Origin of the sequence: Streptomyces cinnamoneus (genome assembly GCF_002939475.1) — a bacterium.
In the GTDB taxonomy this organism is placed as follows: domain Bacteria; phylum Actinomycetota; class Actinomycetes; order Streptomycetales; family Streptomycetaceae; genus Streptomyces; species Streptomyces cinnamoneus_A.
Map to the genome: position 1 here is coordinate 6020864 of NZ_PKFQ01000001.1, position 15399 is coordinate 6036262.

The 15399-nt window shown below is 69.7% G+C and carries 1 protein-coding gene; it reads left to right on the forward strand.

Going from position 1 to position 15399, the window contains the following annotated elements:
- The first annotated feature begins 39 nt into the window (after positions 1-39).
- Positions 40-15381, forward strand: a complete 15342-nt coding sequence (locus tag CYQ11_RS26620) for a type I polyketide synthase (RefSeq protein ID WP_104651095.1) — start codon at positions 40-42, stop codon at positions 15379-15381.
- The last annotated feature ends 18 nt before the right edge of the window (positions 15382-15399 follow it).

The following is a 15399-nucleotide window of genomic DNA, read 5'->3' on the forward strand; positions in this document are numbered from 1 at the left end:
CGCCCCCTTTCTCGACCACTGACACAGGTGACACACCCCATGGAAAACGAAGACAGGCTTCTCCAGTACCTCCAGCGGGTCACGGCTGATCTCGACCAGGCGCACGCGCGTCTGCGGGAGATCGAGGACACTGCGCAGGAGCCGATCGCCATCGTCGGCATGGGGTGCCGTTACCCGGGCGGGGTGACGTCCCCCGACGAGCTGTGGCAGCTGGTCACGGCGGGCCGGGACGCGATGTCCGCGTTCCCCGAGGACCGCGGCTGGGACCTGGACGCACTGTTCGACCCGGACCCCGACCGCCCGGGCACCAGCTACGTCCGCGAGGGCGGCTTCGTCAGGGACGTGGACGGGTTCGACGCCACGTTCTTCGGGATCTCGCCCCGCGAGGCCCTCGCCATGGACCCGCAGCAGCGGCTCTCCCTGGAGACGGCGTGGGAGGCGCTGGAGCGGGCCGGCATCGCCCCGCAGTCGCTGCGCGGCAGCCGGACCGGCGTCTTCGTCGGGTCCAGCGGCCAGGACTACGCGACGCTGCTCAGGGAGTCCTCGGACGACGTCGAGGGCTACCTGATGACGGGCAACACCCCGAGCGTGGTGTCGGGCCGCACCTCCTACACCCTGGGTCTGGAGGGCCCGGCCGTCACCGTCGACACGGCCTGCTCGTCGTCGCTCGTCGCCCTGCACCTGGCATGCCACGCGCTGCGGCAGGGCGAGTGCACCATGGCCCTGGCCGGCGGCGTCTCCGTCATGGCGATCCCCAGCGTGTTCGTGGAGTTCAGCCGCCAGCGCGGACTCGCGGCCGACGGTCGTTGCAAGTCCTTCGCCGCCGCCGCGGACGGCACCGGCTGGGCCGAGGGCGTCGGCATGCTCGCGCTGGAGCGCCTGTCCGACGCCGAGCGCAACGGACACCGGGTGCTGGCGGTGATTCGTGGATCCGCCGTCAACCAGGACGGCGCGTCGAACGGTTTGACGGCGCCGAACGGCCCGTCACAGCAGCGGGTGATCCGGCAGGCGCTGGAGAACGCCCGGCTGTCCGCGGCCGACGTGGACGCCGTCGAGGCCCACGGCACCGGCACGACGCTCGGCGACCCCATCGAGGCCCAGGCACTCCTGGAGACCTACGGCCAGGACCGGCCGCAGGACAGGCCCCTGCTGCTCGGCTCGGTGAAGTCCAACTTCGGCCACGCGCAGGCTGCCGCTGGTGTCGCTGGTGTCATCAAGATGGTGATGGCGATGCGGCACGGTGTGCTGCCGAAGACGCTGCACGTGGATGAGCCGTCGCCGCACGTCGACTGGGCGTCGGGTGCGGTGGAGCTGCTGACGGATGCGGTGGAGTGGCCGGAGACGGGTGAGCCGCGCCGTGCGGGTGTGTCCTCGTTCGGTGTGAGCGGTACGAACGCGCACGTCATCCTGGAGCAGGCGCCCACGCCTGCCGAGGAGGAGACGGCGACCACCCGGACCGGCGACGCCGGCGCCGTGCCGTGGACGTTCTCCGCGCGCAGTCAGGAAGCCCTGCGCGGCCAGGCAGCCCGCCTGGCCGCCCACCTGGACGCCACGCCGGACGCCCACCTGGCGGACATCGGGTTCTCGCTCGCCACCACGCGGCCCGCCTTCGAGCACCGCGCCGCGGTGGTCGCGGCCGACCGGGAGGCGATGGCCGCAGGTCTCGCGGCGCTCGCCGACGGCAGCTCCGCGGCCGGAGTGGTCGAGGGCGTGGCGGGCTCGGGCAAGCTGGCGGTGCTGTTCACCGGCCAGGGCGCTCAGCGTCTGGGGATGGGCCGTGAGCTGTACGGTCGTTACCCGGTGTTCGCTGAGGCGTTCGATGCGGTCTGTGCGGAGCTGGACCGCTACCTTGAGCGGCCGCTGCGCGAGGTCGTGTTCGGTGAGGACGCGGAGCTGCTGGACCGTACGGGCTTCACGCAGCCCGCACTGTTCGCTGTGGAGGTGGCGCTCTTCCGGCTCGTGGAGTCGTGGGGTGTCACGCCCGACTTCGTCGCGGGCCACTCCATCGGTGAGCTGACGGCCGCCCATGTGGCGGGTGTGCTGTCGCTCGCGGACGCGGCGACGTTGGTGGCGGCGCGGGCGCGGCTGATGCAGGCGTTGCCGTCTGGCGGTGCGATGGTGTCCGTCACCGCATCGGAGGAGACGGTGCTGGCGGCACTCGACGGTGTCCCCAGTGTGTCGGTGGCCGCGGTCAACGGGCCGTCGTCCGTCGTGATGTCCGGCGACGCCGAGGCAGTGACGCGCGTCGCCGCGACCCTCGCCGCATCCGGTGTCAAGACCAAGCAGCTGCGGGTCAGCCACGCGTTCCATTCACCGCACATGAACGCCATGCTCGACGACTTCCGCCGCTTCGCCGGAATCCTCACCTACAACGCGCCGCGCATTCCGGTCGTCTCCAATGTGACGGGCGCTGTGGCGACGGCCGAGGAGCTGTGTGCGCCGGAGTACTGGGTGCGTCATGTGCGGGAGGCTGTCCGTTTCGCGGACGGCATCGCCGCTCTGGAAGCACGGGGTGTGACGCGGTTCCTGGAGCTGGGTCCGGACGGGACCCTGTCCGCGATGGCACGTGAGTGCGTCTCTGAGGACGCGCTGCTCGTCCCCGCTCTGCGCCGTGACCGGCCCGAGGACGAAACGCTGTTCACCGCCGTCAGCAGGCTGCACCTGCACGGCGTCACCGTCGACTGGGACACCGCCTTCGCCGGTACGGGCGCCCGCATCGTCGAGCTGCCCACGTACGCCTTCCAGCGCACCCGCTACTGGCCCACGCCCTCCCTCACCCGCACAGGTGACGTGTCGGCCGCCGGACTGTCACGCGCCGAGCACCCCCTGCTCGGCGCCGCCGTCGGCCTGGCCGACGGCGACGGCTACCTGTTCACCGGACGCCTCGGCGTCGACACCCACCCGTGGCTCACCGAGCACAGGGTCGCCGGCGCGGTCGTCGTACCGGGCACGGCGATCCTCGAACTCGCCGTGCGCGCCGCCGACCAGGTGGGGTGCGAGCGGGTCGACGAACTGACCCTGGAAGCCCCGCTCGTCCTGCCCGAACGCGGCGCCGTACAGCTCCAGATCTCCGTCGGAGCCGCCGACGGATCCGGCCGCTGCCCCTTCGACCTCTACTCCCGGCGGGCTACGGACGCGGCCGACGGCCCGTGGACCCACCACGCGGGCGGCACCCTCGCCCCGCGCGGCGAGACTCCGGCCGTCGACTTCGAGAACTGGCCCCCGGCTGACGCCGTAGAGGCCGACATCAGCGACGTGTACGAGCGCCTCGCTGCGAACGGCACCGTCTACGGCCCGCTCTTCCAGGGCCTGGAGCGCGTGTGGGTGTCCGGCGAGGACGTCTTCGCCGAGGTGGCACTCCCGGAGTCGGCCGAAGCGGACGCCCAGCTCTTCGGCCTGCACCCGGCCCTGCTGGACGCCGCGCTGCACCCCGTGGGCCTCGGCGGCGGCCGCCTCGTGCAGGACACGGGCCAGGCCCGTCTCCCCTTCGCCTGGAGCGGGGTCTCGCTGTACGCGACCGGCGCCACGTCGCTGCGGGTACGCCTGCGTCCGGTCGGTACGGACGTGCTCGAGATCGCGGCGGCCGACGCGTCGGGCGCGCTCGTCGCTTCCGTGCAGTCCCTGACGCTGAGGCCCTTGGCCTCGGCCGACCTCACTGATGGGCAGCGGGATTCGCTGTTCGGGGTGGAGTGGCAGTCGTTGGTGTTGGCTGGTGGTGGGGCTCAGGGGTTGGTTGTTGAGTCTGTTGCGTCGCTGGCTGATGTTTCGGGTGCTGGTGGTGTGCCGGATGTTGTGGTGGTGCCGTGTGTGGGTGCTGCTTGTGGTGATGTCGCGTTGGGGGTGCGTGGGGCGGCTGAGCGGGCCTTGGGGTTGGTTCAGGGTTGGCTGGCCGATGAGCGGTTTGTTTCGTCGCGGTTGGTGTTGGTGACGCGTGGTGCTGTCGCTGTTGGTGGCGAGGGTGTTGCGGATCTGGCGCATGCTGCGGTGTGGGGTTTGGTGCGTTCGGCTCAGTCGGAGAACCCGGGCCGTTTCGTCCTGGTGGACGCTGATGGTGACCTGCCCGCTGATCTGCTGGGGGCGGTGGTTGCTTCTGGCGAGTCGCAGGTTGCGGTGCGTGCCGGTGCGGTGCGTGTGCCGCGTCTGGTGCGGGCCGTGGTTCCTGCTGGTGAGCAGGAGCCTGCTTCCTGGGGTGGCACGGTTTTGATCACTGGTGGTACGGGTGCTTTGGGTGCTGTGGTGGCCCGGCACTTGGTGGCTGCTGGTGGTGTGGAGCGTCTGGTGCTGACGAGCCGGCGTGGTCCGGACGCCCCCGGTGCGGTGGAGCTGCGCGACGAACTGGTCGCCCTGGGTGCTGCTGAGGTGACGATCGCTGCGTGCGATGTCGCTGACCGTGATGACCTGGCTGGTCTCCTGAGCCGGATCGATTCTCCGCTGTCTGCTGTGGTTCACACGGCTGGTGTTCTTGACGACGGTGTGGTCGAGTCGCTGACCGCCGAGCGCTTGGACACCGTCCTGCGTCCCAAGGTGGATGCCGCGCTGAACCTGCACGAGCTGACGCGTGACCTCGACCTGTCGGCGTTCGTGTTGTTCTCGTCGGCTGCTGGTTTGTTCGGTGCGGCTGGTCAGGGTAATTACGCTGCGGCGAACGCGTTCTTGGATGCTCTTGCTCTTCAGCGTCGTGCTGAGGGTCTGCCTGCGCAGTCTCTTGCGTGGGGTTTGTGGGCGCAGGACGGTGGTATGACGGGTGGGTTGTCCGAGGCGGATGTGTCGCGGATGACGCGTGCGGGTCTGCGGCCGTTGTCGGAGGCCGAGGGGCTCGCGTTGCTGGACGCTGCCCGTGCGGCGGACGACGCGGTGCTCGCCCCCATCCACCTGGACGCAGCCGCTCTCGGCGGCGGCCCCGAGATGCCTGCCGTGCTCCGTTCCCTCGTCCGGACCCCCGTCCGCCGGGCCGCCCAGGCCCGTAGGCGCTCGGATTCGAGCGGAGCGGACGCGGAGCGCCTGGTGGAACGCCTCCTGGAGTCCTCCGCCGCCGAGCGGGACCGCATCCTGGTCGACCTGGTCCGTACCCGGGCCGCTGCGGTGCTCGGACACTCCGGGGCGGATGCGGTCCCCGCCCGCCTCGGCTTCCTGGACGCGGGCTTCGATTCGCTCACCGCGGTCGAGCTGCGCAACGCGCTCGGGGCCGCCACCGGCCTCCGGCTGCCCCCGACGCTGCTGTTCGACTACCCCACGCCCCTCGCCCTCGCACAGCACCTCCGTGACGAGCTGGTCGGCGAGGCCCCCGTGGCGCTCGTTCCCAGCCGGTCGGTGACGACCGGTACCGATGACGACCTCATCGCCATCGTGGGCATGAGCTGCCGCTACCCGGGCGGGGTCACCTCCCCCGAAGAGCTGTGGCAGCTCCTCGCCGCCGGTGGGGACGGCATCTCGGAGTTCCCGACCGACCGTGGCTGGCGGATCGAATTCGACGAGGACCCGGACCGCGTCGGCACGAGCTACGTCCGCGAGGGCGGGTTCCTGCACGACGCGACCGAGTTCGACGCGGGCTTCTTCGGGATTTCGCCGCGTGAGGCCCTCGCCATGGACCCGCAGCAGCGTCTGCTGCTGGAGACCTCCTGGGAAGCGCTGGAGCGGGCGGGCATCGACCCCCTGTCCGTGCGTGGCAGCCGTACCGGCGTCTTCGCGGGCGTGATGTACCACGACTACGGTGCTCGGCTCCACGCAGTGCCGGAGGGCCTCGAAGGCTTCCTCGGCAACGGCAGCGCCAGCAGCGTCGTCTCGGGCCGCGTCGCGTACACGCTCGGTCTTGAGGGGCCGGCCGTCACCGTGGACACGGCGTGCTCGTCGTCCCTGGTGACCCTGCACCTGGCCTGCCAGGCCCTCCGGCAGGGTGAGTGCTCGATGGCACTCGCCGGTGGTGTCACCGTGATGTCGACGCCGGGTGTCTTCGTGGAGTTCAGCCGTCAGCGGGGTCTTGCGGCGGACGGTCGTTGCAAGTCGTTCTCCGACTCCGCCGACGGCACCGGATGGGCGGAGGGCGTCGGAGTCCTGCTCCTGGAGCGGCTGTCCGACGCCCGGCGCAACGGACATGAAGTGCTGGCCGTTGTCCGTGGTTCGGCGGTGAACCAGGACGGTGCGAGCAGTGGTCTGACGGCGCCGAATGGTCCGTCGCAGCAGCGGGTGATCCGGCAGGCGCTGGAGAGTGCTGGTCTTGCGCCGGAGCAGGTTGACGCGGTGGAGGCGCACGGTACGGGTACGACGCTGGGCGACCCGATCGAGGCGCAGGCGCTGCTGGCGACGTATGGCCAGGGTCGTGCGGAGGGCCGGCCGCTGTGGCTGGGTTCGGTGAAGTCGAACCTGGGTCACACGCAGGCTGCCGCTGGTGTCGCGGGTGTCATCAAGATGGTGATGGCGATGCGCCATGGTGTGCTGCCGCGGACGCTGCACGTGGACGAGCCGTCGTCGAAGGTGGACTGGACGGCCGGCGCCGTAGAGCTGTTGACGGATGCGGTGCAGTGGCCGGAGACCGGCGGTCCTCGCCGTGCCGGTGTGTCCTCGTTCGGTGTGAGCGGTACGAACGCGCACGTCATCCTCGAAGGCGTTGTTGCTCCCGCACAGCCTGCTGCTGAGTCCGACGCTGACGCTGACGCCGGTTCCGGTGCTGTGGTGCCGTGGGTGGTTTCGGCACGGAGTGCTGAGGCGTTGCGGGCGCAGGCGGGGCAGTTGGCTTCGTTTGTGGGTTCCCGGCCTGGGTTGCGGTTGGTGGATGCGGGTCATTCGCTGGTGTCCGGTCGTGCGGGTCTGGAGCACCGTGCGGTTGTTCTGGGCGCCGGGCACGAGGAACTGGTCACCGCGATCGCCGAGGGTCAGGCCGAGCAGGCCGCGGAGGTCGTGCGTGGTGTGGCCGGCTCGCCTGGTGGTGTGGTGTTTGTGTTCCCGGGTCAGGGTTCGCAGTGGGTGGGTATGGCGGCGGGGTTGTTGGATGCTTCGCCGGTGTTCGCTGGGCGGATGGGCGAGTGTGCGGCGGCGTTGGAGCCGTTTGTGGACTGGTCGTTGCTGGATGTGGTGCGTAGTGGTGATGCGTCGTTGCTGGAGCGGGTGGATGTGGTCCAGCCGGTTCTGTTTGCGGTGATGGTGTCGCTGGCTGCGGTGTGGCGCTCTTATGGTGTGGAGCCTGCTGCGGTGGTGGGTCATTCGCAGGGTGAGATTGCTGCGGCGTGTGTGGCGGGTGGTTTGTCGCTGGGTGATGCGGCGCGTGTGGTGGCGTTGCGCAGTCGTTTGTTGCTGGATCTGGCGGGTGCCGGTGGGATGTTGTCGCTGGCGTTGCCGTTGGAGGAGGCTGTGCAGCGGCTTGAGCCGTATGGTTCGGCGGTGTCGGTTGCGGCGGTCAACGGTCCGGGCTCGGTCGTGGTCTCGGGTGAGCCTGCGGCGTTGGAGGCGGTGCGCGCGCAGTGTGAGGTTGATGGTGTGCGGGCGCGTATGGTGCCGGTGGATTATGCCTCGCATTCGGCTCAGGTCGAGGTGATCGAGGAGCGTTTGCTGGAGGTTTTGGCGCCGCTTGAGCCGCGTAGTGGTCAGGTGCCGTTCTACTCCGCGGTCACGGGAACGCAGGTCGATACCGCGATGTTGGACGCGGGGTATTGGTATCGCAATCTTCGTCAGACGGTGGAGTTCGCCAAGGCCACCGAGCAGCTTCTGGCTGATGGCCATGATGTGTTCATCGAGACCAGCGCTCACCCGGTCCTGTTGATGGGTGTGGAAGAGACCGCTGACGCGGTGGAGCGGTCTGTGACGACGATCGGGACGTTGCGTCGTGGCGAGGGCGGCCAGGAGCGCATGCTTGCCTCACTCGCCGAGGCTTATGTCCATGGGGTTGAGGTTGACTGGGCAACGGTCTTCACCGGCACCGGCGCGCGTCGTGTCGATCTGCCGACGTATCCCTTCCAGCGCCAGCGCTACTGGCTCGACGCGATGCAGGGCGTCGGTGACGTGGGTTCCGCGGGGTTGAACCCGGCGGATCACCCACTGTTGGGCGCCGCCGTGGGCCTGGCCGACGCCGACACCTTCCTGTTCACCGGGCGTCTGTCCCTCCAGAGTCACCCGTGGCTCGCCGACCACTCGGTCATGGAGACCGTGCTGCTCCCCGGTACGGCGTTCGTGGAACTGGCCGTACGGGCCGGCGACGAGATCGGCGGCGCGCGGGTCGACGAACTGACCCTCGAAGCGCCGCTGACCCTCCCCGACCAGGGCTGGGTACGCCTCCAGCTCGTCGTCGGCGCGGCCGACGAATCGGGCCGGCGCTCGCTGACCGTTCACTCCTGCGTCGAGGACACCACCACTGAGGGTGACCGCGTGTGGACGCGCCACGCCAGTGGTGTCCTTGCCGTTGACGAGCGGCTCGCTGCCTTCGACCTCACGGCTTGGCCCCCGACCGGTGCCGAGGAGATTCCGGTCGGCGACGCGTATGAGCGCTTCGCTGAGGCTGGTTACGTCTACGGAGACGTCTTCCAGGGGCTCAAGCGGGTATGGCGCCGAGGCGAAGAGATATACGCCGAGCTTGCCTTGCCCGAGCACGCCACATCGGAAGCGGGCCGCTTCGGCCTGCACCCTGCTCTGCTCGACTCCGCACTGCACGCCTTTGCGGTCGAGCGGTCGGGCGAGTCCCGGCTTCCGTTCGAGTGGCGTGGCGTCTCCCTGCACGCCTCGGGTGCCTCGGCCCTGCGCGTACGGATCGCGCCCGCCACCGACGGCACGGTGTCGCTGAGTGTCGCGGACAGCACCGGCGCTCCCGTGGCATCTGTTGACTCCCTGTCGCTGCGCCCTGTGACGAGCGAGCAGCTCGAAAGCGCCAAGCGCTCCTCCAACGACCCTCTGTTCCAGGTGGAGTGGCAGTCGCTGGCGTTGGCTGCTGGTGGGGCTCATGGGTTGGCGGTGGAGCAGGTTGCGTCGCTGGCTGATGTTTCGGGTGCTGGTGGTGTGCCGGATGTTGTGGTGGTGCCGTGTGTGGGTGCTGCTTGTGGTGATGTCGCGTCGGCTGTGCGTGGGGCGGCTGAGCGGGCCTTGGGGTTGGTTCAGGGTTGGCTGGCGGATGAGCGGTTTGTTTCGTCGCGGTTGGTGTTGGTGACGCGTGGTGCTGTCGCTGTTGGTGGCGAGGGTGTTGCGGATCTGGCGCATGCTGCGGTGTGGGGTTTGGTGCGTTCGGCTCAGTCGGAGAACCCGGGCCGGTTCGTCCTGGTGGACGCTGATGGTGACCTGCCCGCTGATCTGCTGGAGTCGGTCCTCGCCACGGACGAGCCGCAGGTTGCGGTGCGTGCTGGTGTGGTGCGTGTGCCGCGTCTGGTGCGGGCCGTGGTTCCTGCTGGTGAGCAGGAGCCTGCTTCCTGGGGTGGCACGGTTTTGATCACTGGTGGTACGGGTGCTTTGGGTGCTGTGGTGGCCCGGCACTTGGTGGCTGCTGGTGGTGTGGAGCGTCTGGTGCTGACGAGCCGCCGTGGCCCGGACGCCCCGGGTGCGGTGGAGCTGCGCGATGAACTGGTCGCCCTGGGCGCTGCTGAGGTGACGATCGCCGCGTGCGATGTCGCTGACCGTGATGACCTGGCTGGTCTCCTGAGCCGGATCGAGCCGCCGCTGTCCGCCGTCGTGCACACGGCCGGCGTCCTCGACGACGGTGTCGTCGAGTCCCTGACCGCCGAGCGCTTGGACACCGTCCTGCGTCCCAAGGTGGATGCCGCGCTGAACCTGCACGAGCTGACCCGCGACCTCGACCTGTCGGCGTTCGTGCTGTTCTCGTCGGCTGCTGGTTTGTTCGGTGCGGCTGGCCAGGGCAACTACGCTGCGGCGAACGCGTTCCTGGACGCTCTCGCTCTCCAGCGTCGCGCTGAGGGTTTGCCTGCGCAGTCTCTTGCCTGGGGCCTGTGGGCTGAGTCCAGCAGCGGCATGACCGGCCACCTGGACGACGAGGCGCTGAAGCGCATGACGCGCACCGGCCTCAGCCCGCTCTCGGTCGACCAGGGCCTGGCGCTGTTCGACACTGCGTGCGCGACGGACGAGGCGTTGGTCGCGCCTGTACGACTGGACACCTCGGCACTTCGCGCGCAGGCCGGCACCGTCGGTCTGCCGGCGGTGCTGCGCGGTCTGGTCCGCACCCCGGTCAGGCGAGCCGCCGGAAACACGGCCGAAGCCGACGGGTCGCTCCGGCAGCGGCTGGCCTCCCTCTCAGCAGGTGAGCGCGATCGCATCCTGCTCGACCTCGTCCGCACGAACGCGGCGTCCGTGCTCGGCCACGCGTCCGAGGCAGGGATCGAGCCCACGCGGGCGTTCCGAGAGGTCGGCTTCGACTCGCTGACCGCTGTCGAGCTGCGCAACCGCCTCGGCACAGCCACCGGCCTGCGACTGCCCGCGACCATGGTCTTCGACCACCCGACGCCTGAGGTGCTGGCTTCCTTCCTCCTCAGCGAGCTGCTGGACTCGGCACAGGAGTCCGGCGCGGTGGAGCCGACAGCGGTACCCGCCACCGACGACGACCTGATCGCCATCGTGGGCATGGGCTGCCGGTTCCCCGGCGGGGTCACCTCGCCCGAAGAGTTGTGGCAGCTCGTCGCAGCCGGTGGTGATGCCATCGCGGCTTTCCCGACCGACCGTGGCTGGGTGCTCGACGGCCTCCACGACCCCGACGGGCAGCGGAGTGGCACCTCCACAACGCTCGAAGGCGGCTTCCTCTACGACGCGGCCGACTTCGACGCGGAGTTCTTCGGGATCTCGCCGCGTGAGGCCCTCGCCATGGATCCGCAGCAGCGGTTGTTGCTGGAGACGTCGTGGGAGGCGTTCGAGCGGGCGGGCATCGACCCGCAGTCCGTGCGTGGCAGCCGTACCGGCGTCTTCGCGGGCGTGATGTACCACGACTACGGTGCTCGGCTGACGTCCGTGCCCGACGGCGTCGAAGGGTACGTGGGCAACGGCAGCGCGGGGAGTGTGGCCACGGGTCGTGTGGCGTACACGTTGGGCTTGGAAGGGCCTGCGGTGACGGTGGACACGGCGTGTTCGTCGTCGTTGGTGGCGTTGCATCTGGCGGCGCAGTCGTTGCGTCAGGGTGAGTGCTCGATGGCGCTCGTGGGTGGTGTGACGGTGTTGTCTACGCCGGATGTGTTCGTGGAGTTCAGCCGTCAGCGTGGTCTGTCCGGTGATGGTCGTTGCAAGGCGTTTGCTGGTGCGGCGGATGGTACGGGTTGGGCTGAGGGTGTGGGCATGCTGCTGGTCGAGCGGCTCTCCGACGCCCGTCGCAACGGTCACCCGGTGCTGGCGGTGGTGCGTGGTTCGGCGGTGAATCAGGATGGTGCGTCGAATGGTCTGACGGCGCCCAATGGTCCGTCGCAGCAGCGGGTGATCCGGCAGGCGCTGGCGAACGCGCGGTTGTCGGCGGCTGATGTGGATGCGGTGGAGGCGCACGGTACGGGTACGACGCTGGGTGACCCGATCGAGGCACAGGCCCTGCTGGCCACCTACGGCAAGGAGCGCCCCGAGGACCGGCCGCTGTGGCTGGGGTCCGTCAAGTCCAACATCGGTCACACGCAGGCCGCTGCCGGTGTCGCAGGAATCATCAAGATGGTGATGGCGATGCGGCACGGTGTGCTGCCGAAGACGCTGCACGTCGACGAGCCGTCGCCGCACGTCGACTGGAGCGCGGGTGCCGTCGAGCTGCTGACCGAGCAGAAGGCATGGCCGGAGACCGGCGGTCCTCGCCGTGCCGGTGTGTCCTCGTTCGGTGTGAGCGGTACGAACGCGCACGTCATCCTCGAAGGCGTTGTTGCTCCCGCACAGACTGCTGCTGAGTCCGACGCTGACGCTGACGCCGGTTCCGGTGCTGTGGTGCCGTGGGTGTTGTCGGGTCGTACGGAGGAGGCGTTGCGGGCACAGGCGGGGCAGTTGGCTTCGTTTGTGGGGTCTGCTCCGGGTCTGGGCCTGGGGGATGTGGGCTGGTCGCTGGCGGTGTCGCGGTCGGTTTTCCGTCACCGTTCGGTGGTGTTGGCGGAGAGTGGTGATGCGGCGCTGGGGTTGCTGGCTGCTGTGGCTGCCGGGGGTGATGCTGCTGGTGTGGTGCGGGGTGAGGCTTCCGCGCCTGGTGGTGTGGTGTTTGTGTTCCCGGGTCAGGGTTCGCAGTGGGTGGGTATGGCGGCGGGGTTGTTGGATGCTTCGCCGGTGTTCGCTGGGCGGATGGGCGAGTGTGCGGCGGCGTTGGAGCCGTTTGTGGACTGGTCGTTGCTTGATGTGGTGCGTAGTGGTGATGCGTCGCTGTTGGAGCGGGTGGATGTGGTCCAGCCGGTTCTGTTTGCGGTGATGGTGTCGCTGGCTGCGGTGTGGCGCTCTTATGGTGTGGAGCCTGCTGCGGTGGTGGGTCATTCGCAGGGTGAGATTGCTGCTGCGTGTGTGGCGGGTGGTTTGTCGCTGGGTGATGCGGCGCGTGTGGTGGCGTTGCGCAGTCGTTTGCTGCTGGATCTGGCGGGTGCCGGTGGGATGTTGTCGCTGGCGTTGCCGTTGGAGGAGGCCGTGCAGCGGCTTGAGCCGTATGGTTCGGCGGTGTCGGTTGCGGCGGTCAACGGTCCGGGCTCGGTCGTGGTCTCGGGTGAGCCGGGGGCGTTGGAGGCGGTGCGGGCTGGGTGTGAGGCTGATGGTGTGCGGGCGCGTTTGGTGCCGGTGGATTATGCCTCGCATTCGGCTCAGGTTGAGGTGATTGAGGAGCGTTTGCTGGAGGTTTTGGCGCCGCTTGAGCCGCGTAGTGGGCGGGTGCCGTTCTATTCGGCGGTCACCGGCACGCAGATCGACACCGCGACCCTGGATGCGGGCTACTGGTATCGCAATCTTCGTCAGACGGTGGAGTTCGCCCAGGCCACCGAACAGCTCCTGGCTGATGGTCATGATGTGTTCATCGAGACCAGCGCCCACCCCGTCCTGCTGATGGGCGTGGAGGAAACTGGCGACGCTGTCGAGCGGTCTGTGACCACGATCGGCACGCTGCGTCGTGGTGAGGGTGGCGAGGAGCGCATGCTTGCCTCACTCGCCGAGGCCTATGTCCGTGGTGTTGAGGTTGACTGGGCAACGGTCTTCGCGGGTACGGGTGCGCGTCGTGTTGATCTGCCGACGTATCCCTTCCAGCGCCAGCGCTACTGGCTCGACGCCCCCCAGCCGGCTCACGATCCCGGTACCGTTCAGCCCGCCAACGCCGCAGAAAGCAAGTTCTGGGAGGCGGTCGAGAACGAGGACCTCGCCGCGGTCGCCGGTACCTTGGCGATCGACAGCGACGAGGCGCGGTCCACGCTGAGCCCGCTCGTGCGCGCCATGTCCACCTGGCGCAAGCGCCACCGCGATCAGGAGGTCGCGGACTCGTGGCGGTACGGCGTCACGTGGAAGCCGGTCACGGCGGCACCGGCGGGAGCGCTGTCGGGTACGTGGCTGGTCGTGACCGCGCCCGGCCACCACGCCGACGAGCTCGTCACCGGAGCCGTCGCGGCACTGCACGAGCAGGGCGTCGACGTCGTCAGGGCCGAGCTGACGGAGGCCGACCTCGACCGGTCCGTCCTCGCCGAGCGGCTGACCGAGGTGGTCGACGGCTCGGGTGAGGAGATCAGCGGGGTGCTGTCGATGGTCGCGCTCGCCATCGAGCCTCTCGCGGGGCACCCGACCACTCCGGCCGGGTTCGCCCTGAGCGTCGTACTGGCGCAGGCGCTGAACGACGCGGGCCTCAAGGCCCCGATGTGGAGCGCGACGCGCGGCGCCGTCGGTGTGAGCCCGACTGACGCCGTCACCAGCCCCGAGCAGGCGCTCCTGTGGGGATTCGGCCGGGTCGCCGGCCTGGAGTACCCGCAGCAGTGGGCCGGTCTCGTCGACCTGCCCACGACGCTCGACGAGCGGAGCCGGTCGCGTCTGTGCGGCGTGCTGTCCGGCATGGGGGACGAGGACCAGCTCGCGGTCCGCACCTCCGGGGTGTTCGGCCGGCGACTGGAGCAGGCCCCGCTGGGTGCCGCACCCGCGGTCCGCGACTGGCAGCCCTCGGGCACGGTGCTGATCACCGGTGGCACCGGTGCCCTGGGTTCCCACACCGCTCGCTGGCTCGCCCGCGAGGGGGCGGACCACCTGCTGCTCGTCAGCCGCCGCGGACCGGACGCCCCGGGAGCCGCGGAGCTGGCCGCCGAACTCACCGCGGCAGGCACCCGCGTCACCGTCGTCGCCTGCGACGTCGCCGACCGGGATGCGCTGCGGCGACTTCTGGACTCGGTGCCGGCCGAGCAGCCGCTGACCGCGGTGATGCACACCGCGGCCGTCCTGGACGACGGGATGGTCGACGACCTGACCCCCGCGCAGCTCGAACGGGCCCTCCAGGTCAAGGTGGGTGCCGCGGTGCACCTGCACGAGCTCACCCGTGAGATGGACCTGAGCGCCTTCGTGCTGTTCTCCTCGGTGGCCGGCACGATCGGCGCCTCCGGGCAGGGCAATTACGCCCCGGGCAACGCCTACCTGGACGCCCTCGCGCACCTGCGCAGGAGCCAGGGCCTGCCGGCCACCTCGGTGGCCTGGGGCGCGTGGGACGGTGAGGGCATGGCCGACGGTTCGTTCGGCGAGCTGCTGAACAGGCACGGGCTGCCCGCGATGGACCCCGTGCTGACCACGGAGGCGCTGCGGCGGACACTTGAGCACGAGCAGACCTGCGTCATGATCGCGGATGTGGCCTGGGAACGCTTCTCCGTCGCACTGACCGCGACGCGCCCCAGCCCGTTCATCGGTGACATCCCGGAGGTGCGCCAGCTCCGTGAGTCGGGAGTCGCCCCCGCGAACGACGCCCAGGACGAACAGCCGGAGCTCGTGCGCCGGCTCGCGGCGGCCCCCGCCGGCCAGCGGCGCGCCCTGCTGCTGGAATCGGTGCGGGCGCAGGCGGCCGCCGTCCTCGGGTTCACCTCGCAGGACGCCATCCGGGGCGACCGGGCCTTCCGGGAACTCGGGCTGGACTCGGTCACCGCGGTGGAACTGCGCAACCGGATCGGATCGGCCACCGGACTGCGGCTGCCCGCAGGCCTGGTGTTCGACTACCCGAACCCCGCAGCCGTGGCCGACTACCTGTGGCAGGAACTCGACCCGGACGGGGACGCGGCGGGCGACGGGTCCGCGACGGCCGCCCTCGACGAGTTCGACAAACTGGAGGCCGTGCTCTCGGACATGTCCCCGGACAGCGCCGTGCGCACCCGGATCATGATGCGGATGCAGGCCCTGGTGGCGCAGTGGCGGGAACCCGGGGAGACGGAGCCCGGCACGAGTACGACCGAGGATCTCCAGTCGGCGACGGACGACGAGATGTTCGACATCATCAGCAAGAAGTTCGGAATTTCTTGACAACACCGTTCGCCTCTC

What these genes read in the sequence shown, in the direction of transcription:
- CYQ11_RS26620 (WP_104651095.1), top strand. Translation starts at nt 40, where the DNA reads ATGGAAAACGAAGACAGGCTTCTCCAGTACCTCCAGCGGGTCACGGCT.